General features: G+C 39.1%; 39 protein-coding genes and 2 pseudogenes. 6 read left to right on the plus strand and 35 right to left on the minus strand.

All coding sequences use genetic code 11. The features are described from left to right. Positions 1-9: 9 nt before the first annotated feature. The 7 genes from C7E02_RS20130 to acgA form a co-directional block, all read right to left on the minus strand. Positions 10-447 carry an IS3 family transposase gene (locus C7E02_RS20130; RefSeq protein ID WP_330406846.1) on the minus strand — a complete coding sequence of 146 codons (438 nt, stop codon included), beginning with the start codon at positions 445-447 and terminating at the stop codon, positions 10-12. Between the two features lie 230 nt (positions 448-677). Then, positions 678-1,592, minus strand: coding sequence for an SIR2 family NAD-dependent protein deacylase (locus C7E02_RS15910; protein ID WP_105310123.1), 915 nt, complete (start codon positions 1,590-1,592; stop codon positions 678-680). Next, positions 1,543-2,136 (minus strand): protein-ADP-ribose hydrolase, encoded by a 594-nt coding sequence (locus C7E02_RS15915; RefSeq protein WP_105310124.1) that lies wholly within the window; start codon positions 2,134-2,136, stop codon positions 1,543-1,545. Before C7E02_RS15915 ends, C7E02_RS15910 begins: the two co-directional genes overlap by 50 nt. A 6-nt stretch (positions 2,137-2,142) precedes the next feature. Continuing rightward, positions 2,143-2,754, minus strand: coding sequence for a 4Fe-4S binding protein (locus C7E02_RS15920; protein WP_105310125.1), 612 nt, complete (start codon positions 2,752-2,754; stop codon positions 2,143-2,145). 11 nt (positions 2,755-2,765) lie between these two features. Next, positions 2,766-3,341 (minus strand): nitroreductase family protein, encoded by a 576-nt coding sequence (locus C7E02_RS15925; RefSeq protein ID WP_203226978.1) that lies wholly within the window; start codon positions 3,339-3,341, stop codon positions 2,766-2,768. Further along, positions 3,335-4,396, minus strand: coding sequence for a radical SAM/SPASM domain protein, ACGX system (acgM, locus tag C7E02_RS15930; protein ID WP_105310126.1), 1,062 nt, complete (start codon positions 4,394-4,396; stop codon positions 3,335-3,337). The genes C7E02_RS15925 and acgM overlap by 7 nt, the downstream gene beginning before the upstream one ends. A 27-nt stretch (positions 4,397-4,423) precedes the next feature. Then, positions 4,424-4,618: an ACGX-repeat peptide gene (gene acgA / locus C7E02_RS15935; RefSeq protein ID WP_105310127.1), complete on the minus strand. Its 195-nt coding sequence runs from the start codon at positions 4,616-4,618 to the stop codon at positions 4,424-4,426. Positions 4,619-4,830: 212 nt separating this feature from the next. Here acgA and C7E02_RS15940 point away from each other — a divergent pair, with 212 nt between their 5' ends. Continuing rightward, complete coding sequence (locus C7E02_RS15940) at positions 4,831-5,151, plus strand: winged helix-turn-helix transcriptional regulator (protein WP_005339351.1); 321 nt, start codon at positions 4,831-4,833, stop codon at positions 5,149-5,151. A 91-nt stretch (positions 5,152-5,242) separates the two neighbouring features. Here C7E02_RS15940 and C7E02_RS15945 read toward each other — a convergent pair whose 3' ends face one another. The 4 genes from C7E02_RS15945 to C7E02_RS15970 all read right to left on the minus strand — a co-directional run bounded on the left by C7E02_RS15945 (position 5,243) and on the right by C7E02_RS15970 (position 8,990). Beyond that, positions 5,243-6,235 (minus strand): Fic family protein, encoded by a 993-nt coding sequence (locus tag C7E02_RS15945; protein ID WP_005339349.1) that lies wholly within the window; start codon positions 6,233-6,235, stop codon positions 5,243-5,245. A 521-nt stretch (positions 6,236-6,756) separates the two neighbouring features. Next, the gene (locus C7E02_RS15960) at positions 6,757-7,251 is read right to left on the minus strand and encodes an HD domain-containing protein (protein WP_005342362.1); all 495 of its coding nucleotides are present in this window, start codon (positions 7,249-7,251) and stop codon (positions 6,757-6,759) included. A 37-nt stretch (positions 7,252-7,288) separates the two neighbouring features. Beyond that, positions 7,289-7,978 (minus strand): class I SAM-dependent methyltransferase, encoded by a 690-nt coding sequence (locus C7E02_RS15965; protein WP_044912397.1) that lies wholly within the window; start codon positions 7,976-7,978, stop codon positions 7,289-7,291. Between the two features lie 175 nt (positions 7,979-8,153). Beyond that, the gene (locus tag C7E02_RS15970) at positions 8,154-8,990 is read right to left on the minus strand and encodes a CPBP family intramembrane glutamic endopeptidase (RefSeq protein WP_105310129.1); all 837 of its coding nucleotides are present in this window, start codon (positions 8,988-8,990) and stop codon (positions 8,154-8,156) included. Between the two features lie 506 nt (positions 8,991-9,496). On the opposite strand from C7E02_RS15970, the gene C7E02_RS15975 reads away from it, so the two are divergent. Further along, on the plus strand, positions 9,497-10,813 hold the full coding sequence (locus C7E02_RS15975) for an IS110 family transposase (protein ID WP_105310130.1): 1,317 nt from the start codon (positions 9,497-9,499) through the stop codon (positions 10,811-10,813). 188 nt (positions 10,814-11,001) lie between these two features. On the opposite strand, the gene C7E02_RS15980 is transcribed toward C7E02_RS15975, so the two are convergent. The 16 genes and pseudogenes from C7E02_RS15980 to dinB form a co-directional block, all read right to left on the minus strand. Further along, positions 11,002-11,469, minus strand: coding sequence for a hypothetical protein (locus C7E02_RS15980; protein WP_242978944.1), 468 nt, complete (start codon positions 11,467-11,469; stop codon positions 11,002-11,004). Between the two features lie 35 nt (positions 11,470-11,504). Next, entirely contained in the window at positions 11,505-12,221 is a 717-nt protein-coding gene (locus tag C7E02_RS15985) for an AAA family ATPase (protein WP_105310131.1), read from the minus strand. Positions 12,222-12,593: 372 nt separating this feature from the next. Continuing rightward, positions 12,594-13,061, minus strand: a pseudogene (locus tag C7E02_RS15995) (lysine--tRNA ligase); the annotation flags it as partial. Positions 13,062-13,330: 269 nt separating this feature from the next. After that, positions 13,331-14,704, minus strand: coding sequence for a tyrosine-type recombinase/integrase (locus C7E02_RS16000; protein WP_105310133.1), 1,374 nt, complete (start codon positions 14,702-14,704; stop codon positions 13,331-13,333). 32 nt (positions 14,705-14,736) lie between these two features. Beyond that, on the minus strand, positions 14,737-14,913 hold the full coding sequence (locus C7E02_RS16005) for a DUF6290 family protein (protein ID WP_004611640.1): 177 nt from the start codon (positions 14,911-14,913) through the stop codon (positions 14,737-14,739). Between the two features lie 134 nt (positions 14,914-15,047). Further along, positions 15,048-15,260, minus strand: a complete 213-nt coding sequence (locus tag C7E02_RS16010; RefSeq protein ID WP_004611639.1) for a DUF6462 family protein — start codon at positions 15,258-15,260, stop codon at positions 15,048-15,050. Beyond that, on the minus strand, positions 15,244-15,681 hold the full coding sequence (locus tag C7E02_RS16015) for a type II toxin-antitoxin system PemK/MazF family toxin (protein WP_004611638.1): 438 nt from the start codon (positions 15,679-15,681) through the stop codon (positions 15,244-15,246). Before C7E02_RS16015 ends, C7E02_RS16010 begins: the two co-directional genes overlap by 17 nt. A 2-nt stretch (positions 15,682-15,683) precedes the next feature. Next, positions 15,684-16,055 carry a recombinase family protein gene (locus tag C7E02_RS16020; RefSeq protein WP_005342349.1) on the minus strand — a complete coding sequence of 124 codons (372 nt, stop codon included), beginning with the start codon at positions 16,053-16,055 and terminating at the stop codon, positions 15,684-15,686. Between the two features lie 10 nt (positions 16,056-16,065). Further along, positions 16,066-16,386 (minus strand): helix-turn-helix domain-containing protein, encoded by a 321-nt coding sequence (locus tag C7E02_RS16025; RefSeq protein WP_005342347.1) that lies wholly within the window; start codon positions 16,384-16,386, stop codon positions 16,066-16,068. Further along, positions 16,376-16,597 carry a hypothetical protein gene (locus C7E02_RS16030; RefSeq protein ID WP_005342346.1) on the minus strand — a complete coding sequence of 74 codons (222 nt, stop codon included), beginning with the start codon at positions 16,595-16,597 and terminating at the stop codon, positions 16,376-16,378. The genes C7E02_RS16025 and C7E02_RS16030 overlap by 11 nt, the downstream gene beginning before the upstream one ends. Then, the gene (locus C7E02_RS16035; RefSeq protein WP_105310134.1) at positions 16,591-16,998 is read right to left on the minus strand and encodes a recombinase family protein; all 408 of its coding nucleotides are present in this window, start codon (positions 16,996-16,998) and stop codon (positions 16,591-16,593) included. Before C7E02_RS16035 ends, C7E02_RS16030 begins: the two co-directional genes overlap by 7 nt. A gap of 150 nt (positions 16,999-17,148) precedes the next feature. Further along, positions 17,149-17,496 (minus strand): helix-turn-helix domain-containing protein, encoded by a 348-nt coding sequence (locus tag C7E02_RS16040; RefSeq protein WP_105310135.1) that lies wholly within the window; start codon positions 17,494-17,496, stop codon positions 17,149-17,151. 170 nt (positions 17,497-17,666) lie between these two features. Next, positions 17,667-17,870: a hypothetical protein gene (locus tag C7E02_RS16045; RefSeq protein ID WP_022172035.1), complete on the minus strand. Its 204-nt coding sequence runs from the start codon at positions 17,868-17,870 to the stop codon at positions 17,667-17,669. Positions 17,871-18,046: 176 nt separating this feature from the next. Continuing rightward, complete coding sequence (locus tag C7E02_RS16050) at positions 18,047-18,292, minus strand: hypothetical protein (protein WP_442873154.1); 246 nt, start codon at positions 18,290-18,292, stop codon at positions 18,047-18,049. A gap of 14 nt (positions 18,293-18,306) precedes the next feature. Beyond that, the gene (locus C7E02_RS16055) at positions 18,307-18,549 is read right to left on the minus strand and encodes a LexA family protein (RefSeq protein WP_105310137.1); all 243 of its coding nucleotides are present in this window, start codon (positions 18,547-18,549) and stop codon (positions 18,307-18,309) included. A gap of 15 nt (positions 18,550-18,564) precedes the next feature. Further along, positions 18,565-19,812 (minus strand): DNA polymerase IV, encoded by a 1,248-nt coding sequence (gene dinB / locus C7E02_RS16060; RefSeq protein ID WP_105310138.1) that lies wholly within the window; start codon positions 19,810-19,812, stop codon positions 18,565-18,567. Positions 19,813-20,048: 236 nt separating this feature from the next. On the opposite strand from dinB, the gene C7E02_RS16065 reads away from it, so the two are divergent. Both C7E02_RS16065 and C7E02_RS16070 read left to right on the plus strand, forming a co-directional pair. Beyond that, entirely contained in the window at positions 20,049-20,780 is a 732-nt protein-coding gene (locus C7E02_RS16065; protein ID WP_105310139.1) for a helix-turn-helix domain-containing protein, read from the plus strand. Between the two features lie 87 nt (positions 20,781-20,867). Next, positions 20,868-21,068 carry a helix-turn-helix transcriptional regulator gene (locus C7E02_RS16070; protein WP_004611564.1) on the plus strand — a complete coding sequence of 67 codons (201 nt, stop codon included), beginning with the start codon at positions 20,868-20,870 and terminating at the stop codon, positions 21,066-21,068. A 110-nt stretch (positions 21,069-21,178) separates the two neighbouring features. Here C7E02_RS16070 and C7E02_RS16075 read toward each other — a convergent pair whose 3' ends face one another. Continuing rightward, complete coding sequence (locus C7E02_RS16075) at positions 21,179-21,601, minus strand: methionyl-tRNA formyltransferase (protein WP_044986709.1); 423 nt, start codon at positions 21,599-21,601, stop codon at positions 21,179-21,181. Between the two features lie 310 nt (positions 21,602-21,911). Between C7E02_RS16075 and C7E02_RS16080 the strand changes: the two are divergent. Next, positions 21,912-22,454 (plus strand): annotated as a pseudogene (locus C7E02_RS16080) (IS91 family transposase); the annotation flags it as partial. A 56-nt stretch (positions 22,455-22,510) separates the two neighbouring features. Beyond that, the gene (locus C7E02_RS16085; protein WP_105310140.1) at positions 22,511-22,690 is read left to right on the plus strand and encodes a hypothetical protein; all 180 of its coding nucleotides are present in this window, start codon (positions 22,511-22,513) and stop codon (positions 22,688-22,690) included. Between the two features lie 116 nt (positions 22,691-22,806). On the opposite strand, the gene C7E02_RS19950 is transcribed toward C7E02_RS16085, so the two are convergent. The 7 genes from C7E02_RS19950 to C7E02_RS16110 all read right to left on the minus strand — a co-directional run bounded on the left by C7E02_RS19950 (position 22,807) and on the right by C7E02_RS16110 (position 25,205). Beyond that, positions 22,807-23,232: a transposase gene (locus C7E02_RS19950; RefSeq protein ID WP_242978945.1), complete on the minus strand. Its 426-nt coding sequence runs from the start codon at positions 23,230-23,232 to the stop codon at positions 22,807-22,809. A 185-nt stretch (positions 23,233-23,417) separates the two neighbouring features. Further along, complete coding sequence (locus C7E02_RS19955; RefSeq protein WP_242978947.1) at positions 23,418-23,681, minus strand: hypothetical protein; 264 nt, start codon at positions 23,679-23,681, stop codon at positions 23,418-23,420. Then, on the minus strand, positions 23,674-24,060 hold the full coding sequence (locus C7E02_RS16095) for a hypothetical protein (RefSeq protein WP_105310141.1): 387 nt from the start codon (positions 24,058-24,060) through the stop codon (positions 23,674-23,676). Before C7E02_RS16095 ends, C7E02_RS19955 begins: the two co-directional genes overlap by 8 nt. A gap of 45 nt (positions 24,061-24,105) precedes the next feature. After that, entirely contained in the window at positions 24,106-24,258 is a 153-nt protein-coding gene (locus tag C7E02_RS19270; RefSeq protein ID WP_158683086.1) for a hypothetical protein, read from the minus strand. A gap of 17 nt (positions 24,259-24,275) precedes the next feature. Next, on the minus strand, positions 24,276-24,470 hold the full coding sequence (locus C7E02_RS16100; protein ID WP_105310142.1) for a hypothetical protein: 195 nt from the start codon (positions 24,468-24,470) through the stop codon (positions 24,276-24,278). Positions 24,471-24,516: 46 nt separating this feature from the next. Beyond that, positions 24,517-24,981, minus strand: coding sequence for an InlB B-repeat-containing protein (locus C7E02_RS20755; protein ID WP_442873156.1), 465 nt, complete (start codon positions 24,979-24,981; stop codon positions 24,517-24,519). A 2-nt stretch (positions 24,982-24,983) separates the two neighbouring features. Then, entirely contained in the window at positions 24,984-25,205 is a 222-nt protein-coding gene (locus C7E02_RS16110) for a hypothetical protein (protein ID WP_105310144.1), read from the minus strand. Positions 25,206-25,238 lie beyond the last annotated feature (33 nt).

Below are 25,238 nucleotides of genomic sequence, written 5' to 3' on the forward strand. Positions count from 1 at the left end.
GGCAGTTTTTTATGCAGCTTGCAAGTAAATTTCGTATTTTTCCATTGGTGTTAAAATTCCGAGATTTCTTTGCAATCGTTTATTATTGTAGTAATCTATATACTCTTCGATCATTCTTACGAGAGTTACTCTATCAGTAAATCGTTTTCCATAGTATCGTTCTCTCTTCAAAATTCCCCAAAAACCTCCCATCGGTCCATTGTCGATACATTTAGCACCCCTCGACATGCTTTGTGTTATTCCAGCATTTACAAGTTTTGTATGAAATGCCCTATTCGTATATTGAAATCTTCTGTCACTGTGAAATAACGGTTGTGCACCAGGATTTTTAAGCAAGACTTCGTCTAGGGTATCAAACACTAAGGCGTTGTTGTTATTGCCACGAACAACATGACTTATTCGGCATCCTGTGTTTTCATATAAGACTATTTCTATCCATGGAACCACTTTTCTTGATTGGACGTCTATACCGACGAACCAAACGATTCATTTCATCGATTAGTACAGTTTTGCACCTGCCAGGATTCTGTCATCTACCATCAGAAGGTGCAGTCCTTCGTGGCCATCTTCCTCGTGTACTGCTGAGATCAGCATACCTTATGTTCTAAGTAGCTTTTCTCTATTACCGTTATTATGCAATTCTATTCTAAGACTCCAATCGAATCTGTCTGTCAAGTCTACAGTTCTTTCAGAACCTCTCCGATATCTTCATTCATGCAGACAGACTTTCTCCCTATTTCTTCCGGTGCATATGCTTCCCCCCGGTTCAGACACACATAAAATATATGTTGAAATTTGTTTGTCATCTGCCAGAACGGATATTTTATAATCCCGGGAGTATTATATCCCACACCAAGTTCAAGGAACACTATTTTCTGCTTTTTATGATCCTGTATAAATTTCTCATACCGTTCTGCTGCCTGGTGCCATCCGTCATCTTCAACAAATGTCTGATCCGATCTGAGGTTCATGCTCATCGGCTTGCCACAGTGTGGGCAATATGGAATCAGCCCCGTTGGAACCGTAAGCTTTATTTCTCCATTTTCCGGTTTTTGCAGTTCCCCGTCTTTAATCTGGAATCCCTGACTCAGCACCATTTTTTTAATAGCCTCTTCATTGTCATAGGTTTCCTTATGGCAAGGTTCACTACATTGAAACAGACCATAATCTCCCTGTGTATAAAAGATTCTGTTTTTATCGAACCCGGACTTCTGGAAACAATGATCCACATTTGTCGTCAGTACAAAATAATCCTTCTCTTTCACCAGATCATGCAAGTTCTGATATACCGGTTTTGGCGCATCCATATATCGATTAATATAGATATATCTGCACCAGTATCCCCAGTGTTTTTCCAATGTTTTATATGGATAGAAGCCTCCCGAATACATATCAGAAAATCCATATTTCTTTCTGAAATCTGAAAAATATTTTTCAAATCTTTCACCGTTATACACAAAACCTGCTGATGTGGAAAATCCCGCACCTGCCCCAATTATAATAGCATCTGCTTCCTCAATTTTTTCTTTTATCTGTAATATCTTATCTGAGTAACTGTTTATAGAGTCGTTCATCTTCCTCTTTAAAAACATTAAATATCACCTTTATCTTTGATTTTGTCTTTTCTTTATATTGCTTTACTGTCTGTACTGCAAGCTCGGCAGCTCTTTTATTCGGGAACATAAACACTCCTGTCGAAATACAACAAAAAGCAATACTCTTTACTTCGTTTTCATCAGCTATCCTAAGACACGATTCATAGCAGGATATCAGTAAACGTTCATGTTCCTTTGTCAGCTTTCCCTGCACGATCGGACCAACTGTATGAATCACATGATCACAGGGCAGATTAAACGATGGAGTAATCTTTGCCTGCCCTGTCGGTTCTTCATGTCTCTGTTTTATCATCATATTATTGCAATAGTTTCGAAGCTGAATTCCTGCATAAGTATGAATGCAATTATCAATACAATTATGGCAAGGCTGATAGCAGCCTGTCATACCGCTATTTGCCGCATTTACGATTGCTCCCACCTTAAGCCTTGTAATATCACCCTTCCAGATAGAAAGATCAGGCTGTACCTCCCTTATATCTGCAAATGTGACAATACCCTTCTTCTCATTTTCTTCTGCCATTCTGATTCATTTCCTGATCACCGCTTTCACCGGACAGTTTTCATAACAGTTTCCACAATGCAGACAGTGCTCCTGCTGGATGACAAAAGGTGTTCCCTTCTCAATACATTTCTGTGGACAATGTTTCATGCATGTCCCGCAGCCGATACAGGATTCCGTTATGTAATATCCCTTTTCTTTTACACTTACATTTCCCAGAATATACGTCTCCCGGAAAATTGGATTTACGCCAAGATTAAAATACTCCAATTCCGCCTTATCAATACAGAAAATAATACCGATTTCTCTTGTATCCCCCGGATATACATTCGCAAGATATGGCTGTTCTTCAAAAATGATATCCATCCATTTTTTCTGTTCGTTTTCCGTTACTGCGTAAGCCTTTCCTGACAAACGAATCATTTCTTTATATTTGGTATAAGCAAGAATCTGAACCCTGCCATCTTCCATTAATTCTTTACAAAAATTTTTACCTCTGGCGGTAAAAAAATAGAGTGCATCCGGTTCATAATGAATCGCACTGATATTCCGTATCTGTGGTGCTCCTTCACTGTCCACGGTTGCAAATGCAAGCACTCCCACCAGTTCCATTTTTTTCAGACATGTTGCTAAATCCATCTGTTCTCCACCTATTCTACAATTTTAATTCTTTCTGGTTTTCTTGGTTTACTGTTCGGCTGTTCACCGTCTATATATCCTAATATAACAAATCCCTGACATGCGTATCCTTCTGGCACTCCCCATTCGTTCATCAGTCTTCTTCCTTCTTCTGAATCAAATGTTTCATAGCCCCTTGAGATAATACATGATGCAATTCCAAGCTCTGTTGCCTGCAGAATCATATTTTCCATCATACAAAAGGCATCTGCTGTCTTGAAAAGAAAATTATTCTGGCAGAATACACATACAACTGTCGGTGCATCATAAAATCCATTTTTTATGGTCGGATCATCAATTGTACTTGGCTGTTCCTTCGAGACAAAACTGCCTGCCAGATGTGAACGGTCAAAATCTGCTATATTCATCTTTCCCACATAAGCTGCCAGTTCTTTATTATGGATTGCAACCATCATACTTCTCTGTCCGCCTCCGGCATTCGGTGCAAAATTTCCAGCTTCCAGAATCTTTTCCAGGTCATCACGTCTTATCTGCTCACCGGTATATTTCCGAATGGAATGTCTGGCTTTGATGATATCCATTAACATGGAAGCACCTCCCCGGTAATCTCATTTCTTGTCTTCCAGCACTGCGGATCTGCCCCATAAAAGTTACCGCTTGTTCCATTGGCAACCGCCGGACATCCACGGCACCATGCCTTAAGTTCACATTTGCTGCATTTTACAAATTTATCGTAATCCCTGTATTTTTCCATCTGACAGATCCAGACATCTGCCAGTCGATTTTCAAAAATATTGGCCACTTTACTGTCTGTCACCCTTCTGCATGCCATAATATCTCCGTTCGAAGATATGGTAATATGACAGTTTCCACAATTGCAGCCACCATAGATCATTCCTGCCTCTGTACTCTCAGGAAGCTTAAACTGTCCCGTTTCATATTCATACAACGTCCACAAATGATCCTTTTTATTAAAATAGGTCTCGCATCCTGCCTTTTCATATGCCTTATACTTTGCATCACAGACTTCCAGAAGTTTTCTGTATTCTTCCGGTGTCATGCTTGTGTCAACTTCACCACCTGTAGGCACATAGCGCGAAAATGCAAAAACCTTTGCTTTTGCTTTTACAACTTCATCAATAATATCCGGTATCTCATCCATATTTGTTTTGGATACCGTACTCATAATTACACTTTTTATTCCTGCTCTGTTCAGACATCCGATTTTTTCAATCGTCAGATCAAAACTTCCCGGCTTTCTGAACCAGTCATGAGTTTCTCTCATTCCATCAAGGGACATCTGGTACTTCTCACAACCACAAACCTTTAACATTCTGCAAATTTCGTCGTTCAAATGAAATGGATTGCCCATTAAGGTAAAAGGTATCTTTTTCGATTTCAGCAATACCATTAATTTCCAAAAATCCGGATGAAGGATAGGATCTCCGCCAGTAATGTAAAAATATGGTACTCTGCCATATACTTTGCAGAAATCCTCACAGCTTGCCACTACCTCTGTCATCTGCTTCCAGGTCATGGACTTTAATTCCTTACAGCCTTCGCCTGAGAAAATATAACAATGCTTACACCGCTGATCACATTCATCTGTAATATGCCACTGAAAAGAAAAATACTGACTCATCCTATCCAACTCCTTCCTTAACTTATTTTACTTGTCAGATGCTCCACATGCTGTTCCGCATGCTGTTGTTTTCTCTTCCGGTTTGTCAGATGCTCCACATGCTGTTCCGCATGCTGCTGGTTTTTCCTCCGGTTTACCTGCTGCTCCGCACGCTGTTCCGCATGCTGCACTGGTTTCTGTTTCTGCTTTCTTTTTCCATCCGAAAAGATTTGATAATGCCATTTTGTTACCTCCTGATATTTTTGTTTGTTGTTATCTTTGTTGCAAGATTATAATATCAGGAGTTCTTAACCGACAAAAGTACGCACTTTTTTATTACATAGGCATAAAAAGGTGACCCTGGTTACTTTTTTGTAACCTATTGCTTCTTTTTTATTGTTAGATTAAAATGAAATATAACAACAAAAAGGAATGTTATATGAGGAGGCAATCATATGTTAACAAAAGAAGAATTACCGGAATGTCCGGTTGCAACCACTGTTTCGCTCATCGGCAGTAAATGGAAATTGCTGATTATCCGAAATCTGCTGGAACGCCCCTGGCGATTCAATGAGTTAAAAAAAGATCTCGAAGGAATCAGCCAGAAAGTTCTTACCGATAGTTTGCGCTCCATGGAAAATGATGGTCTCATTATTCGCACCGTTTATCCGGAGGTTCCCCCAAGAGTTGAGTACAGTCTCAGCGAACTTGGACTTACTCTGAAGCCTATTCTCGACTCAATGGTCGAATGGGGGAACGCCTATAAAAAAATGTAGAGAGAAGGGGCGGTCATTTTGATATGCCCCTTCTCTCTACATACTGGCTGTGTAGATTATAATGCGAAATGTTGTGGTTCTCTTCATGTTGTCACCTTCTTACATATCTTTGGTTTCTACTTTTCGGTTTTTCTGGAATTGTCATTTGTACCAACTGAAGTTCCATAGCCGGATTCATGTAATTTTTGCGAAAAGTTTCCTTTGACTTAAGTCCGAGTTTTTCCATCAAAGCAGTGCTTGTATATGGCACTTCGTATTCCATAACATTCAATAATTTTTTTACATATTCTGTTACATGCTCATCCTGTTCATCTGCTCTTAATAATATCTCTTCCAATATTTTATCTATCTGTTTCAACATGAATTCAATAAAAACATTCGAATCCCCATTGATATGACACTTTGCTATTGCATTATAATATTCATCCTGAAACTTTTCTATCTGACTTTCAATTGGAATATATTGAAAAACTGACTTCCATTTTGACAAAAGACATGTGTGCCATAATCTTGCCATACGCCCATTTCCATCTGAAAATGGATGGATAAATACAAATTCATAATGAAATACACTTGCTAAAATCAACGGATGTACTTCACCTTGCACACGATTCATCCAAGCAAACAGCTCATCTATAAGTTGTGGCACCAATCTTGCTGGTGGTGCCATAAAAATACACTGTTCTCCATTGAACACACCTTCTTCTCCATGTCGAAAACATCCCGATTCATCTACCAGATATTTCGTCATAATTGCATGGATTCGTTTCAATTCTTCTATATCATACGGATTGATTACGCTTATCTGTGCATATGCTTCGTATGCATTTTTTACTTCTTGAATTTCTTTTTGTTCGCCCAATACAAGTTGTCCACTGATAACATCTCTTACCTGACCGATACTCAACGAATTTGCTTCAATTCTCAAAGATGAATAAATGGATCTAATCCTATTGTTCTTTCTTAAATGAGGTTTTGCTTCCAATTTTTTTAATACACTCATTTTTCCGATTTTCTCCGATATAGATGCAACGCAATCCAACATTGTGTTTGTAATCGTAAACGGTGGAGTATAATCTGCCATAATTTTTCACCTCTCAGCATTTTATCTTACTTATTATCTTGCGTGTTTTCTTGCTTAATTATACATAATTTTTTTCAAAAATTCTATAATTTCTTTGTCCTGTGTGTCGTAAGGGAAATTTGATTTTCAGAGACTACTGCAAACGGATCATCTGAAATGACAATGCTCCGCTGGCATCACTGGTTTATTTTTAATCAACTCAACATTGAAGGACATAAAAGAAATTTAATGGTGCCTTGCACCTTGTGTGCCTTGTGTGTTCTCGAATATCCGCATAAAATTTAAAGGGTCTGGCGAAAGCCAGACCCTCATCTTCGTCCCTCAAGTATGCCCCTGAAAAGCCCTTTGAGAAAAGGATTTTTCCTCTCTCAAAGGGCAAGTTGGCAAACTGGAAGTTTTGCATACGTTATTCTTCTAATATTTTTGTAGGGTTCGCATCCGTTACAAATATCATACTAGGGTTAAACTTAACTACTATTTTTTCTTTGCGATATAAAATACATAACTGTAATAATCTACTACTAATCTAAAATAAAGCGATTATAAGCTATCCTTTTTCCTGTGTTTGTTTTAAAATTTTCATCTATACACTTTTTTATCTTTTCTTGTTCTTTTTCTTTATCCATAACCGTTAAATTTTCAAGCAAATCAGCTTCCCATTGTATTTGAAAATCAAGTCCATCAATTTTAGATGGAGTATGATGGTTGCCTATTATAAAGCATATTCTATCAATATTTTTGTTATAGCCTACCTTTTTTAATATTTCTTTCGCTACTTCTGGTCCTTCCTTTTCTTGATAGACACCATCAATAGAACCGTATTTTTTTTGTGCTTCAACCGCACCAATATCATGTAGTATAGCAATAATACTGATGAATTCTTTTTCTTCCTCTCCGATATTTTCTCCTTTCATTATATCTTCTGCATTTTTCAAAACGTTGAGAGTATGCTCTATGCCAAAAGGAATTTCTTTGAATACTTCTTTCATCTCTATAATAATTTTTTCTTTAAACATAAATTACCTTCATTTATACCTTATAGGTGTTTTAGTTCTATCTATCCACTTTTTTGTTCGCCGATACAATCAGCATCATGGGACGGCGCATTTCATCCTGCATCCCCGGAATATCCATCATGTATTCCGGCGGCTGCGGCTCCACAATATGATTTATTATAAAACCATTTGAAAGCAGTGTATTTAGATATGTGGTCAGTGTTCTATGAAATTTTGTAACCTTTTCTCCCAAAAACACAGCTGTTCGTTTGCCCTCATAATAATAATTATCCACCGGAAAATGCAGTATTTCTCCTTTTTCGTTATAATACCAGTCTTGTGTTCCATAGGCAGTAAAAACAGGATGTTCAACCGTAAAAACTAGCTTACCACCAGACTTCAGTATTCTATATATCTTTTTTACTAAAATCTCATAATCTGCTACATAGTGAAACGCAAGTGAACTTAATATTACATCAAAACTCTCCTCTGGGAATTCCACATCTTCTATAGCACAGCATTTATATTCAACCTGTGGAAAATGTGTTTTTTCTTTGGCTACCTCGAGCATTTTATGAGAAATATCAACACCTACAACAGAAGACGCTCCGTGTTCCATCGCATAAATACAGTGCCATCCATAGCCGCATCCTAAATCAAGCACACGCTTATCTTTAAAATCCGGTAGCAGCTTTCTCAATGTTTCCCATTCTCCTGCACCGGCTAGTCCCTGCTGTGAGCGACTCATTTGACTGTATTTTTGAAAAAATATATTATCATCATATTTGTTTTCTTTTCCATATTCTACATAATTCAACCTCTTTCACCTCGCTGTAAACTTCCGATTTTTCGTTCTCTGCGACTTCCCAATAAACTGGAATTTGACAAGTACCTTATAGCTTCATATTTTCAAACCTATTATATCAATTTTTTCTTGATTTAATCATAAAAAATGCTATACCAGCAACTATTATGTATCCGAACAATGAAATAACAGATGATTCAATTCCAAATTCTCCACCTGTGATGGCGAAATCTTTTGAATTAAGTACATATGTCATTATAGAATATTTATCCATTTTTTCCCCAATAGCTAATCCTCCACCAATAATCACAACGTTCCAGATAGCATGAACTATTCCACTATTCCAAACTGAACCACTTTCTATTGCAATCATCGAAAACATAACGCCTACCATCGTTCCGGCGATAATTACTAATAAACAACTGCCTATTGAAAAATCCTGTCCAAGAACATGTACAATACCAAATAACATTGATGGAACAATTACAGCCACCTTAATATTCCATCTTTTCTTTAATGCATTAAGTATAACTCCTCTAAACACCATTTCTTCAACAAATCCAGCCGCTATTCCGGTAAATGCAACCCCTGCACTTAAAGTAATGAACATCTGATTTCCATTCATATTTGAGGATACATACTTACCGTTGAATATTAAAAGATAACTTCCTTTTATAACAAATGGTAATAATACAGCTATCAAAATCCATCTTATTTTAATAGCAAATTTAGGCATTCCGAAATCAGAAGTCGGCAATTTAATAATTTTGCTAATAAACATTTTCAGAATAAGATATGTCAATCCAGCATATATAATTCCAGCGATAATATTACAAATGCCAGTTGGAATTTTTATTATAACAAACATACTTGCAATGGTTTGTGCAATAATCTGTGTGATTATTAAAATAAATATGGCAACAAATGATGTGCTAATTGCTTTTTTTGTACTCATTTTATTTCTCCTAGTATAATAATGATGTAGTCAATCAAGACTACTTGGTTAATAAGTTTCTATAAATCAGATAACAGAAGAAGGGATTCTTCCTTCATCAGATGTTATCCATAATAATGATCATGTCTGACGGTTCCTGATAGACANCCTAGTATAATAATGATGTAGTCAATCAAGACTACTTGGTTAATAAGTTTCTATAAATCAGATAACAGAAGAAGGGATTCTTCCTTCATCAGATGTTATCCATAATAATGATCATGTCTGACGGTTCCTGATAGACACTAGATAAAACATAAGGTATCATCTCTTAGGATAGGACAAAGAATGTATTTCTCCTTGGGACACTGATTATCAGTGGATACCTGTAATTAAGTCAATTAGTCCATTCGACAGGGTTTTATGTTTTAGCTGGTTGGGAGCCGGAAGGCCATACCCGAATAACGCGCTAGGTTGTGTACCTGCCAGATTGGAAATGGATTCCTATCAGAAAGGAGCTATTGCTCATGTCAAACAAAGTTTTCTTTAATCTCGATGATTTATTCATCTCTGTTGGTATTGATATCGGTGCTGATTTCTCATGGATGTCTATAGCACTTCCAAACCAACAATTCGTAGGAAAACCTTACAAAATCCTACATAACAGTATTGATTCCATTACAACCGCTGTTTCTAAAATAAAAGAAGCAGAAGAGTTGTATTCTTTGGAAAGTCACATTTTCCTCGAATCCACGGGAATTTATCATTACCCACTCTTCTGCTATCTTCGTGATAAGGGTTTTAACTGCTCTGTTATTAATCCTATCATCACTAAGAATAGCACAAACATCAACATACGAAAAGTACATAATGATCGTTTTGATTCTAAAAAAGCTGCTTTGGTTGGTTTGAAACCTGATTTAAAGGTTTCACTTATGCCTTCAGATCTTGCTCTAAACTGCCGTAACCTATGCCGTGAATACTACGATTTAATGGATAATCGCAGTGCCTATGTGAATAAGCTTCAGGGTGAATTACGCATGGTGTTTCCACAGTATCTTGACATCTTTTCCAAGGTTACTATCAACACTTCTCTTACATTATTGGAGACTTATACCTCTCCATCAGCTTTTCTTAAAGCAGACAAGCAAGAGATTATTGATATCATCAAATCAACAGCTCGCTTTGGACTTACATATGCTCAAAATAAGTATAATGCCATAATTCAGGCGGCAACTGATGCAAATCAGTTTGGTTACATCATAGACAGCAACATCAAGCGTATTCGCCTTTATATCAGCTTCATACGTAAATATGATGAAGAAATCAACAACATTCTTGAATCGCTCCATGAGCTTGTTGATGCTAATGAAGATGCCGACTTTGTCAAGCAGATTCATTTGATTGAAACATTTAAAGGTGCCGGTTTCTTGTCTGCTGTATCCATCATGGGTGAGATTGGTGACTTTTCAGCATTTTCAAAACCAAAACAACTTTTCGCTTATTTCGGTCTTGATCCGGCAGTAAAACAATCCGGAAAATTTGAAGGTACCAAGGTTCAAATGTCTAAGCGTGGTTCTGCCATAGCTAGACGTGTGATTCACACGTTAACCTTACAAAGCATCAGTATCTCCCGTAATGGAGAAGCTAAAAATCCAGTTCTTCGTGAGTACTACCTCAAGAAATGTGACTCAAAACCAAAGCTCGTAGCAATGGGAGCTGTTTCACATAAGGTATGCAATATGATATTTGCAATACTCAGAGACAACAAACCATTTAAAATCATTGCTCCTCAGGAGCATATCAAACAATACAATGCTGCTAAATGCGACATAGCTGCATAAAATACTATGAACCCAATGATTCAATATCTTTCAAAAAATGATATTTTCACCAAGGGGGAAGTTTGCCCTTTTTTAGTCAGAAAACAAAATAATTTTTTTCTCATTTAACTATTGACATTTATTAGCTGGACTTTTTTCAAGCGTTAAATTTCGATTTTCTCAATTCTCCAAACTGGAATTTGTAAATATCATTTTACATTTTTATATGAAATCACAATATGACTTGGTGCAAATAATACTGATGCAATAATCAATAGCACTGACCTACTCATAATCCCACTAAATAAGAACAACATTGAAGGAATAATAGAAAGTGCTAATGCTCTGAAAACGCTGTTTTTCTTAAAACATATAATCCAAATAGCACAATAAAGCATTACCAATATGGTATCTACAATCAGATATAGTGCAAATGCTTCGTCAGACCACCACCCGAACCAAGTTCCCGGAATATTGATTATCATGAATCCGAAACAACCCAATCTCCCTACTTGTTCTGTGACCTCAACATATTTATTGTTCCACTTATTATCAAATCCATCTTTGCACTTAATCGCAAATACAACATTGGGTATCATAATGACTGCAATAAAAATCAGCCCAAAAACATTAAACCATTCCATATTATCTACCATCACAAACTTCGATTTTCTCAATTCTCCAAACTTGAATTAATCGATTTCTTTATTATCTAATCTGTTAGTAATCTATCCAACAGCATCTGCCTATTATTTATAAACATTTCTGTTACCTGGTAACTCTCTGTATCCTCATATTCGCACAGATGTATGCATCCATTATCAAAACAATAGATATCTGCATCTGGTATTCCTAACAAAATTGGCGAATGCGTAACTATAATAAACTGTGCTCCCTCTTTTGCACATCTGTATATTTGCATCAACAATGTAAGCTGTCTCTGCGGCGATAATGCAGCTTCCGGCTCGTCAAAAAGATACAAGCCATTTGGATTCATATTATTCTGTGCTAATGCGAGAAAACTCTCTCCATGTGATTTTTCATGATATTTAGCGGAAGGATGTGTAATATCTGCATATTCTTCTTCCTGCGTTGCAACATTATAAAAGCTTTCTGCCCTAAGAAAATATCCCCACTTTTCCTTCCGATAGCCTTTGGCAATTCTTATCGCATCACACAACTCTGAATGTGTATCATGCGTAGAAAAAACATAATTCTTCGTTCCACCCTCAGGATTAAAACCATGTGCTACGGCAAGTGCTTCCAATAAAGTTGATTTACCGCTGCCATTTTCCCCTACAAAAAAAGTAATTGGTTTGTTAAAATCAAGTTTTTCAACTCCCTTAAAAGCCCTGATTCCCTTCAGATAACTATCCTTATCAATTTTATCCCAATCAAATATTACTCCTTGTATGAATTGATCATTCACCTAAGCACCTCCTTGTAAAAAACACTTTCTAATCCCCAGCTTCTTGCCCCTTAGGCAAGAAGCATTCTTCACCTTCAGTTCGGTCAATCCCGATTTGTATTTCTGTTTGTTTTAAAAATGGGCAACTCCGATTGGAATTGCCCACTCACTGCACTAATTATGCGATTTTTTCTTGCCTGTACCGATTTCTGCATCAATTGATGTAAGTTTGATGTAAATCGCTGTTTTTTTAGTTTTTTGTCAAATGAAGTACGTCCCGTCTATTTGGTGAAACGGTACATCTTTACATCACGTCGACTGGCGTCTCCGTGCGTTTTTCGCCTTATGTCGGTGTTCGCAAGCGCACACCGCCGCAAGGCTCAGTTTCTCATCTTAATAGAGCTTTGCACCTGCTGGAATGTGGTCATCTACCATCAGAAGATGAAGCTTTTCTTCGCCTTCTTCTTCATGAATAGCACTGAGGAGCATACCGCAAGATTCAATTCCCATCATGGCTCTCGGTGGCAGGTTAGTGATTGCAATCAGTGTCTTTCCAACTAACTCTTCTGGCTCATAATAAGCGTGAATACCGCTTAAAATGGTTCTGTCTGTGCCTGTTCCGTCATCAAGAGTAAACTGTAACAGCTTCTTTGACTTCGGTACTGCAACGCACTCTTTAACTTTTACTGCACGGAAATCTGACTTGCTGAATGTATCAAAATCAACAAATTCCTCAAATAAAGGCTCTACCTTTACCTTGGAGAAGTCGATAACTTCTTCCTTCTCAGGTGCTGCTGTGGAAGTGCTGTTTTCTGACTTCGCAGACTTCTTGTCAGCGTCCAGTGATTTCATTGTCGGGAATTTTTTTGATTGCTAAGCTAACTCTTGTATATTCCTGCAAACCCTTGGAAAAATGGGCTTTCCCGTATTCTATATACTTGGATACTCTTGGACGTTTTTTTGACTTTTGTGCGTCCAAAAGATGTCATTCGCCTTCAAATACGTCTTTTTATTTTAAGACATGTACTGACATGTCAAACACTACAATACTTGATGAGTATAGCATATTTATCTCAGTATGAATAGGTATATTTTTCAATCTTCAAAGAGTTCAATCGCAGGACTCTTTTCTAAAAAATATCCATGTTTTTTGATAATTTCTCAATTACTGATTTGGTAACATCCGGGTTTGCTTCTGCATATATGTTCATGGTAGTCGATACATCAGCATGTCCCATTACCTCTTGAATTACTTTGATGTTGGTTTCATTCTCGCAAAATCTTGATGCAAACGTATGTCTGAAGATATGGCAGGAGAATCTTGGAATCATAACAGGTTCTCTCTTCTCCTTTTTAGCAGCCACCTCTTCTTCTGAATTATGTGTATCCACAATTCTCTTGATTGCCCGGTTTACTGCTGCTGGGTTATGTGGCATCCCAAATCGGTTTGTAAATACAAAATTGGTCATTCCATCCACATTCTCAACGCAAAAGCCTTCCTGCTTCTGTCTCTCATATTCTTCCTGAAGCACATCATATACCTGCTGCATCATAGGTATTCTACGATTACCAGCTTCCGTCTTTGGCAAAGATACTCTAAACTCACATTTATATGAATCATCCGCTCTCTGGTAATANTGCTTCTGTCTCTCATATTCTTCCTGAAGCACATCATATACCTGCTGCATCATAGGTATTCTACGATTACCAGCTTCCGTCTTTGGCAAAGATACTCTAAACTCACATTTATATGAATCATCCGCTCTCTGGTAATAGGTTAAGCTATGATTGATATCAATGATTCGATTCTCCAAATCAATATCATCCCAGCGTATCCCAATTGCTTCTCCTATTCTGCATCCAGTCCCTAACAAAAATACAAAGAATGGATACCAGTGATAAAAGAACGGATTCTTTGCTACATACTCCATGAATTTTCTCTGCTGATCCACAGTCAACGCTCGCCTTGTTTTTCTGGCACCACCATTACGCTTCTTTACTTCACAGTATGCTCCGTCTACCGGATTCTTCCTTATAATATCATCTCTGACGGCAAGCTGAAATGTAGGTCTTAATACTGTGTTAATTGTCTCAAGCGTATTAATCTGTAATCCCTGATTATTAATCAAGTCTGTATAAAAGAACAACACGTCTGAGTATTTCACATCTCTTACTTTCTTCTTGCCAAATGTATCACGAATAAAATGATTCCATGTATACAAATAATTACTGTAAGTAGTGCTGCGCAATTCTGTTTTAGTTGATATGTACCTGTCAAACAAAAAGTTTACATCAGCCTTTCCTGCGACATAGATATCAAGTCCATCCAACTGGTCTTTTTGTAACTGTTCTTCTCTTTCTCGAAGTTTTACCAAAGACTTTGCATAAATGGTCCTTTTCTTACCTAATGGATCAATATATACATATGAGTATCTTCCGTCGCCTTTTCTGTAACCCTCACCCTTTCTTAATACTCTGCCTTTACCGTCTTTTCTACAAGCCATTATTCTCTCCTTTCCGGAGAAAAGAGCCTGTTCTACTGATTAGCCTGTTGCTTCATTTGTAATTCAACACCCATTCTAATCAATTGCGAAATGGATAGATTATGAGTCTCAGCATACTCAACCATTATCTGGTATTCCTCTTCTTTAAATTTAACAGTCACCTTATGATCAAAAGGTTTATCTGCTTTTGGTCTTCCAGTTCTAGCCATCTGTATGCCTCCTTCATATCTTAATCATATTATACTTTTGGTCTGACCGAAAGTCAATACATTTTTTCTCTTTTGGCTCATTTTTCTCCATACTTGTTTGTATTTCTTCTATACTAATGCGTCATTTCTCATAATTACTTATAAAACTCGTCATCTACAATGTGGAAAGTTTCAAGATATTCGTCAATAATATCCAGATTAACCAACACCAGCTGATTCACTTTGTAACATGCCTTTGCATCCTTCGCTAACTGCATAAACTTTGACACACTCATTGAATACATCTCTGCTCCTTCTGAATATCTGACAAATCTTTTATTATTAGTCTTTTTAGTTCTGCTGTCCATTTGCCAACTCCTCCATTACCATTTTGCGAGCTACAGGTAACAGATCAAACTGTCGTATCAATGCTCTGTCTATTTCTTCTCTCACGCCTGAATCCTCAATGACAGTTCCACTTTTTGCTCTAATGCAGCCTTTTGAAATTGTCTGTGCATCTTCAGGCATAAAATCAGAGATCTTACTTAATCCAAATCCACTCACATCCTTCGGATTTAAAATTACATGTACCGGGATATCCTTTAACTTACTGCTCAAAGGGACTACTGACACCTGCGGTGCACCATCATGATTGCTTGCATCACATGAAATAATTATTCCTGGTCTGATTCCGCCCTGAATGCCATGTGGATTTTTTCCAAAATCCGCATACACAACATCAAATTTATTATATTTACCATATCTTCTTTTTTCTGTTCGTCTACTCATATCTATGCTCCCTTCTTGATGTGCATATCCAATCTGCCCTCATCTACAGTCACCACAATGCCGCCTGCTTCAATAACCAATCCTACCTTAAAATAAGCATCTGCAACACTGCTGGATATAGCTGCCATATTCGCAACAACTACTCCACTGATTTGCTTTTTACGGATCATATTCACAATCTGATTCCACTGGCGATCAACATCTCTCTGCGAAAAGCCATTGCGTCTCATCTTTCCCACGATTGTATATTCTTTTCTCTTTACAAATTCATGTATATATTTGCTCTGCTTGTCTTCAAGCATATTTACTTTTTCCAATGGAGCCTGCACTGAAAGATATTCTATGCAATCCATCTTTTTAATCTTTCTTCTCATTCTCTGCCTCCTATGCTGACTTCAAAGCCTGCTCTATCATAAAATCAAATGTCTTTTTCAAATAATCCTGCTTATCTGCAGGTAACCGCTTTAGTCTCGAATCTAACGAATCCGGTGTACAGTCTATTGCAAGTAAGCTATTTGCGTCTGTTTCATAAACTTCCATAAGCATATACAAATTTTTCATGCTCAGGTTTCTTCCTCCTTGCTCCACCTGTCCAAGTGTCGAAACACTTATTCCAGTTTTAGTAGCAACCTCTTCAATGAGAAGTCCCTTGTCCTTACGGATATCACGAATCACCGGACCAATTTTATATCCTTCATATTTCATCGTCGTACCCTCCAATGTCCTGTGCCATTTCTCTAATCATCTCTACAGCTGCATCTTCTGTCTCGTACTGACCAAGCCACTTCCCACTTGAATCATGTACTACTGTTCCGAATGCAGTCTGTGTAAATCTGCAATCCTTCACAGCCGGGACTTGTTTGTCCCGACCGGAATGATTTTCTGTTCTCGCTCTACCAAAGGACTCCGTTAGCATCCAAAATCCCCTGCATGAGATATAATAATTGGCACCGGACCGACTTCAAGAGAATAGAGCCATATGCCCATATCTGTGATCGTCTTTACAAATTCCTCCAGATCATAAATGTCATCGGTGATCTCATTTAGACTTCTGACTACTACAACCTCAAAATCTTCCTCTTTAAGTGTTGCAAAGAAAGCATTCAGTGCTTCTCTGTCATAGTCCCTTGTCATTGAGCGATCACAATATGCATCATTTATTATTACTCCATTAGGCATTGCCTGATCACGCATATTCTCGACCATCTGGACTACATTGAGTTCTGCTCTGCGGGACTTTACAAATGCAATTCCCTTTGCAATCTCCTGATTATCTGTACCTTCGTTTCCTACTACGTTAAAATCTCTTTTATCCATTTTGTTGTCTCCTTTACATTTTTGTATTGGAGAGTTTTGGCGCCTCCACTCTCGTGGTGTGCTGTATCTCAAGCACATGATTATTGTATCCTGCCAGCCTTTAATTGCCGACCGTGTGTAGGCGACACTTATGTCGTGTAAACACGACAATTACTTTTCTACTGACACGCTTTTCATTGCCTTAATCATTGCAAGGCATTGCCTAACCTGCAATTCATCCATATCTGAAAGAACATCCATTGCCTCAGATAATAGTTCTGAATTTTCTTCATTCTTCCCATACATTATGAAATCAACAGATACACCAAGTACGATTGCCAGATTATCTAATGTCTGTGTCTTAAAATCTCCACCATTTTCAATAGCTGATAATGCTTGTCTGCCTATATCAGCTCTATGAGCCAACTCATCCTGTGATAATCCCATTGCTTTTCTCCTGTCAGCAATTCTCAGTCCTCTCTCATAATCCTTTTCCCTTGTCTGTGCTCTACTGCTCATAAATCCTCCTTGCCGCCCTTGGAAACGAACAAGTCGGATTACCTTTACAGCACAAAAAAAGACGCACGAGGAAACCAGTATCATAAATACTGTTCGTTTCCCCTGCGTCTCTGGTGCTTCCATCTTTCGATGTGCCCTTATCAGGTGGGCTGTAATTTAATTGTCAATCGTTATATTCTGAAAGTCCCATTCTCAGAATGTTCCTTCATCATTCCCTCGGAATACTTCTTGAGTATCATCACTCGCTTGCATCTGTCACACTTAATTCCAATATTCTGAAGTGCTACAGCGGAATCATCACCGCATACAAAGTATTCCATCATTAACTTGTTGCATTTTTTACATCTAATTTCTATAACATTTCCTTTGTTCAATTCAGTTCGCTCCTTATTCATACAAAATCATCAATCTACAATTCTGTACTCGTAAAGGAAAGGGAAATCACCTTTGCAAGCCTTGTGCCGGGAGTTCCGATGAATGTCTGCACATTCCCCGGCTTTGCTGATCTAAAGCCAACTGATATGAATTGTGCTGTCAGCACACAATCACATCAGGCTCCGGCTCTTTCCATAAACCACATATTGTTATCTTCATAGAAAAGGAATATTTCCTTTCCATCTACCACACAGGTATAACGCTCTCCAACTCCGCCAGCCCTTGTACTGGTTGCTCTGCGCTTGTCTTTTACTCGTGTAATCTCATACTTTCTGCCATCTTCCCACGTTATCTCTTTGGGAATGAGCAGTCCGTCCTTTGAAAACTCTGCAAGTACATCACCATATACCTTATTGTTCAATGTAATCACCTTCCTTACAAGATTGCTATTGCTCTGGAAGCATCCATCTTCCTTACTATATAGCCTTTTTCTTCTAATATTTTCAGATGTGCATAAACACTTGAAGTCGATGCCACCCCTACCATCTTGCATATCTCCCTGATAGTAGGAGCATAACCATTCACACGCTGATACTGCATAATGCTTTCATACACATTCTGTTGCTTCTCCGTCAATGGTGCTCTGTCTGCCAGATCAATTCTTGCTGCTTCGCTCATGTTCCGCCTCCCTCTTTATCCAAAGTATCCATGTGGATGTACTGTGTGTTCTTCTTTTGCATTGACTGCCGACAAAATCCTGTCCCGGTACATGAGTCCCCTCTGGATACTGTAAAATCCAAATCTTCTGCGTATCTCATCCACCGACAAATCCATCTTCATCTGTTTTTCACGCTTCTCCACACTTGAGAACAGATCAATCTGTTCCCAATAATTATCTGTCACTAAATCTGCACCTCGGACACCAACACTGCGGATTGGCTTGCTCCAGTTATAGTTTTCCTTAAATATCTGATAAGTGTATGCAGCTATCTCTCCGGTGATATTCGTTGCGTGGTCAATCTTTTTCTGACGGGTAAAAGAGAATAGCTCATTATCCCTGACACTTATCTCAACCAATCTGCACCGGAATCCATTCTCACGAAGTCTTGCTGCAACACTCTCAGCCAAAATATAAAGAACAATCTTTACATCCTCATCGCATACTAAATCCTTTGGTGTCGTTGTGCTGTTTCCCACCGATTTGATTGGAGCGTGGGTATTCTCCAGCTTTACAGGTGAATCATCATAGCCATTAGCAAACGACCATAAGATACTGCCCATCTTTCCAAGGTGACTGTTAAGCACATCTTCATCTGCCCTTGCAAGATCACCTATGGTTTTAATACCAAATAATGCAAGCTTTCTGTTCGTACTTTTGCCAACGTATAGAAGATCTGCCACCGGAAGTGACCAAGCCTTCTGCTTAAATTCACTCTTATACATAGTTGTGATTGCATCAGGCTTCTTATAATCTGAACCAATCTTTGCAAATATCTTATTGAAAGAAACACCAACACTCACTGTGATGCCAAGCTCTGACTTCATTCTCCTGCTGATTTCCTGTGCAATGAGCAATCCATCCCCTTTAAGGGAGCTGCTCCCTGTCACATCAAGCCAGCACTCATCAATCCCATATGGCTCCTGCCTGTCCGTATATTCTGCATATATCTCACGAGCCATCCTTGAAAACCGAAGATATAAGTCCATTCTTGGTGAAACAAATGTTATGTCCGGGCAGACCTGCTTTGCCTGCCAGAGTGCCATTCCTGTTTTCACACCGTACTTCTTGGCAATATAGTCAGCTGTTAAGACAATCCCATGTCTTGCCTCCGGGTCACCGCCTACTGCCAATGGCTTTCCTGCAAGCTCCGGATGATGCAGATGCTCAATCGAAGCATAGCAACAGTTGATATCTGAATGAAGTATTACCCTGTCTCCCATCTGCATCACCTCCTGCATTTAATCTGTCACTACCATAACCTTTAGTCCAAGTATATGAGTAATGTTCCTTACAGGGCATAGTATAACCCCAAGAATAATCGACTGTCAACGGACACATGTGTCCTTTTTTCTCATTATATTGGATTTTTAACTTGAATAATTGGTACTATTGCTATATACTATGGAGTGAAAAGAGACATTTGAAATCAACAAAATGAAAGAAAAGAGGCGTATGTATGTACTCAATCGGAGAAATCATTTCATCATATAGAAAAAAGAAAGGCTTGCTCCAACAGGATCTCGCTGATGAACTGGCAAAGGAAGGCATCACCATTTCCTATAAAGCCATATCCAACTGGGAGAGAAATCTTGCTGAACCAAGCGTTACCATATTTTACAAAGTGTGTAGAATCCTTGCTATTACTAACATGTATGAGGCATATTTTGGAGTAAATCCTGCCGATCCTTTCTCATCACTTACTGATGAAGGCAGGGAAAAAGCTATGGATTATATCAATCTGCTCCACGCATCCGGAATGTATGAAAAGCAGACTGCTAAGATAATTCCATTCCGTAGCATTGATATTTTTGAAAATGCCGTATCAGCCGGAACCGGTAACTTCCTTGTAGACGGACCGAAAGAGACTGTACGCATAGATGAATCTATCCTGCCGGAAGATACTACTTTCGGTGTCCGCATTAGTGGTGACAGTATGGAACCTGAATTCCACGATGGTCAGATTGCATGGGTATTACAACAGGAATCTGTTGCTAATGGAGAAATCGGCATCTTCGCTCTAAACGGAGAAGCCTACATCAAGAAATTACAAAACGATAAAGACGGAATTTTCCTTATCTCGCTTAATGAAAAGTATGCACCTATCAAGGTTGGAGAAAACGACCGCTTAGACATATTTGGAAAAGTTCTTGGAAAATCTGATGCTTCTGCTATCACAGGACATTGCTGATAAAATTGCAAGTCCTTTTTATTGGACACATTATTTTGCATAATTGAAAATAAGAAAATATCTATAGAACTGAAAGAAGGGATTTTTATGGCGGTTACTAATAATATCAGAGAAATCCGGGAACAGCGTGGCATTTACCAGGATGACCTTGCCGCTGCTATCGGATACAGCACCAAGACTGTCGGCAGGATAGAACGTGGGGACAGTACCCCATCTGCCGAATTTATGCTGCGGATATCAAAGTACTTTAATATGCTAGTGGAAGATGTATTCCATGTGGAAGATTGAGTCGGAGCAGCAATCCGGCTCTCCTTCTATTTTAGACATCTTTTCATTCCTTATCAACAACAACGATAAAATGCCACACAGTTATTAACAACCATGTGACATTTATACTCTTAATACAATTTTGCACCTGCTGGGATTGCATCATCTAACATTACCAGATTCAGTTTTTCTTCTCCATTTACATTGTGAATTGCAGAAAGAAGCATACCACATGAATCTATTCCCATCATAGAACGTGGTGGAAGATTTACGATTGCAAGTAAAGTTTTACCTACAAGTTCCTCCGGCTCATAAAATGCATGTACTCCTGAAAGAATAGTCCTTTCATTCTCTGTACCATCATCAAGTGTAAATCTAAGAAGTTTCTTACTCTTAGGTACTGCCTCACAATTTTTTACCTTTACAACACGGAAGTCTGACTTTGAGAATGTATCAAAATCAACCTGCTCCTCAAATAAAGGCTCTATTTCAATACCTGTATTATTTTCAACAACTGCTGCCACTTCTTCTGTTACTACTTCATTGTTATCCATTTGATTATAACTCCTTTGCATTAATTTCTCATAATAATATGTAATGTCGGTTGAAACTGCATTACTACTAGTACACCGAAAAATAAGTTTCTGATACATTGACGCCGAATGATTGTTTCATATGCAAGGCGGAGGAATGAAGCGTAGCGGTGGCTACGTCGATTGACGACAACGCAGCAGATGAAAAATCAGGCAAGTCAAGGTGTCAGTTATTTATTATTCGGTGTACTAGCTAGTATACCATAAACATACTGTTTTTAGGAAGAAATGTCCTATTTCATCCATAAACAGTCTTCAGTTTTTTTAATCCAAAAAAGTTAAAGCCAAATGTTATAAAGAACACAAGGATGGTTTCTACGTATATGCAAACCCAAACAAATGTAATCCAACAATTGTTGCTAAGTACATTGGGCGATACCTTGGTCGTCCCGTTATCGTCACTTCTCGTATTGATGCGTACGATGGTGAAAATGTAACTTTTCATTACAATCGACATGAAGATGACCAACGTGTTGTTGAAACAATTCCTGTAATGGATTTTATTGCAAGGCTTATTCAGCACATACCAGAAAAACATTTCAAGCAAATCCGCTACTATGGGCTTTATGCCAGATCTTGCGAGAATGATAAGAAAATCAATCTCGCCATTGCAAAGGAAAAACGTAAAACTATTCTTTCTTTTAATCGTTGGCGCGATTGTACATTATCTTCCTTTGGCTATGCCCCGCTTAAATGCCCTAACTGTGGCGAAACAATGCTTTTCCTTGAGCTTTATCATAAACATCAGCATATTTCTCTGAACAAAATGTACGAAAAGGCTATGGGTAGACTCCCATCTCCCTCATCAGCATAAATATATACATCACCTCTTCCTCTGTGATAAAATGTAAAAAAAACGGAGGAAATACTATGTCGCAAGGTTCAGATGAAATCAGAAACAAGTACATACAGAATCCACCTGAAGGCATGACTGCTGATGACATCCGTCACATGAGTGAGGATGATTTGCTTGATATGGATTACTTCTTAAATGAAGACGATGAGTTCGATGAAAACTTCCCTGGTACTGAAGGCTTCTATATCTTCTAAAACCTATCGTTTATTTGTCGTGCCCGCTAACTTGTGGGCACTTTTCATATCTAGCATTCCCAAAGTTAGACTTTCCTATAAACTATAAATGAGCAAATTTGAAAAAATGCACAAAACTATCCTGCTAATTTCATAAACGCTTCAAAATCAATACTGGATTTTGCACATTGAAACAGATATTGATACTTTTCCTGCTGAATGATACTGCGAATCAGTTGATGTCCTTCCTGGAAAGACTGATATCGTCCAGTGCCTATAACACAGATATAATGTGCCATTGACATCAGCAGCCAGTATCTTTGGCTCCCCTTTGAGGAACGTATCTGATAGGTATCCAGTGCCAGCCGGGTCTTACATTGTCTGAAAAAGACCTCTATCGGCCATCTGCACACATAGCAGGTAAGGATCTCCAGTGTTGATAACGCCACGTTTGTGCTGATAAAAGCCCGCAGTGCTTTGGGATTTCCAAATGCCTTTTCAGGATAACTTAAAAGAACAACCGCATTTTCGATACCATTCAGGTTTCCTTCATACCGGTACACATAATATCTTCGGTTTTGACGGTCACAAGGTCAAATCCCTTCTCTGTTACCGATAATTCAGCAGCAAGTTCGCTGAGCTTCTTTTTCATTCCTGATGGGTACAGCAGGCGGTTTGTTTTTAACGCTCCAATGGTATGGAACCCCTTCTGTACAAATGTGTTGATTATTTTTTCAGAAACATACCATCAGTCACAAAGGAAATATGACATAACCGAAGGTTCTGGCAGTTCCTTTGCAATGTTCTGCACAATATCAATCTTGGAAATGGATTTATTGTACAGGACAAAAGCATAGTTCAGGATAATGCCATTGCACGAAAGCATAACAGCAACCGCCTGATGACCATAATCCTGTTTTCCCTTTAAATGGGACTGGTGGAAATACGCATCTTCAATTGGATGCAGAGCCTGTGACGAAGGCTTTGTCTTTGAAGCTATGGTATCATCCACAATACAGAAAACAGGCTTTCCGCCGCACTGTCCTTCTGACGGTAGGCAATCGCATAAGCAGAAAAGCTGTCCGTGCTGACGGTAATGGTGTCCGCATCACTGTCTGTGCATTTATCAGGATGTATGCGCCCTCATGGGAACGGATATTGTAAAACTCCCTGCCGTCCGCTAGAAGTTTCTCTGGAATGCCGATAACAATCTCAATCGGCTCATCGGTGGAGGTAATGGCGTCCCAATCGCCCCCACCGATGCGGATAAACATGGAAATATCAACATACATGCCAAGCATAAGCTCCGGTAACTCTTTGCGCCACTCGGCAAGTCCCTGTTCGATGACCTCCCTATCCTGCGCACCGATACTCTCCGAAATGTCCGTCACGTCAATCCGTATTTCTATAGTCTCACCGTTATTGACAAGCTGTAACTACTCCGGCGTCAGCACGATATTCGCCACCGCAACGGTGTCTTTTACTCCGGCGGTATAATAATCGTCCTCACAGTTTACCGTGACAATGACTGCGCCGTTGCCCAGCGTCAGCAGCGTTGTGGTTTTGGAATCATCACCAAGATTTCCCATTTTGACCGGCTCGCCCGTTAGTACAAGCCTTTTACCGGCATCTGTCTGATTGTCAGGAACAGTCGGCGTTCCCGGCTGTTTTCCGGTATTGGAATTATCTGTGTTATCAGCATCAGCTGTATCATCGGAGCTATCTGTATTGTTGGAGTCATCCGTATTGCTGTCGGTGCTGTCCGTATTACTGGACTTATCCGTACTGCTGTCCTCCGCATTATCGGAGTTATCCGTATCATCACCAGAATTATCCGTGCCGCTGTCCTAACTGTCAGTCACCCTCCAATGTGCCGCATAAGTGCGGTTGCCCGTGCTTCCTGCCGCTATGGTAACACTCATGTTCGTATCGCCCGTCAGACCCGTACCGCTCCAACCGGTAAAGGTGCAGCCCGTTTTCGACGGATTGCTCTGAGTGATGTTGCCGCTCTCCACGGTATATGTATTCGGATTGCCGTCCTCCGTACCTTCGCCTAAGTCATAGGTAATCGTGTAGCTGACAAATTCCCACTTCGCATAATAATTTTTATTGCCTGTGTCCGTGGCTGAAATCTCTGTCACCGCCGTTCCGGTACAGTTTTCATTTTCATACCAGCCGCCGAAGATGTAGCCCGTTTTCGTCCAGTCTGTCGGCAGGGTTGCTCCTGTTTTTTCAACATAATCAGTAAGGTCTGTGCCGCTCCCGCCGTTTCCATGCAGGGTAGCGGTATAAGTGACCGGACATGCAGCTATCGTTACCTAGGCGCTCGGCTGCTTGCAAAATCAGTATCTGTGATGCCTATCCTCACAATATAGCTTACCGGTGCAAGATTTGCGATTTCGCCGTTTTCATCAGAGGTCACATCCGTCCATGCGGCTCCGTTATCTGTGGAGATCTGATAAGCCGTACCTGCTTCCAGCCCGGTCAGCTTTCCAGCACCCGTTCCACTTTCATCCTCTGCCCCAGGCGATGGCATCTGTGCAATCCTTGCCGGAATGATAAAGCTTAG

Origin of the sequence: Dorea sp. Marseille-P4042 (assembly GCF_900290215.1) — a bacterium.
GTDB lineage: Bacteria > Bacillota > Clostridia > Lachnospirales > Lachnospiraceae > Dorea > Dorea formicigenerans.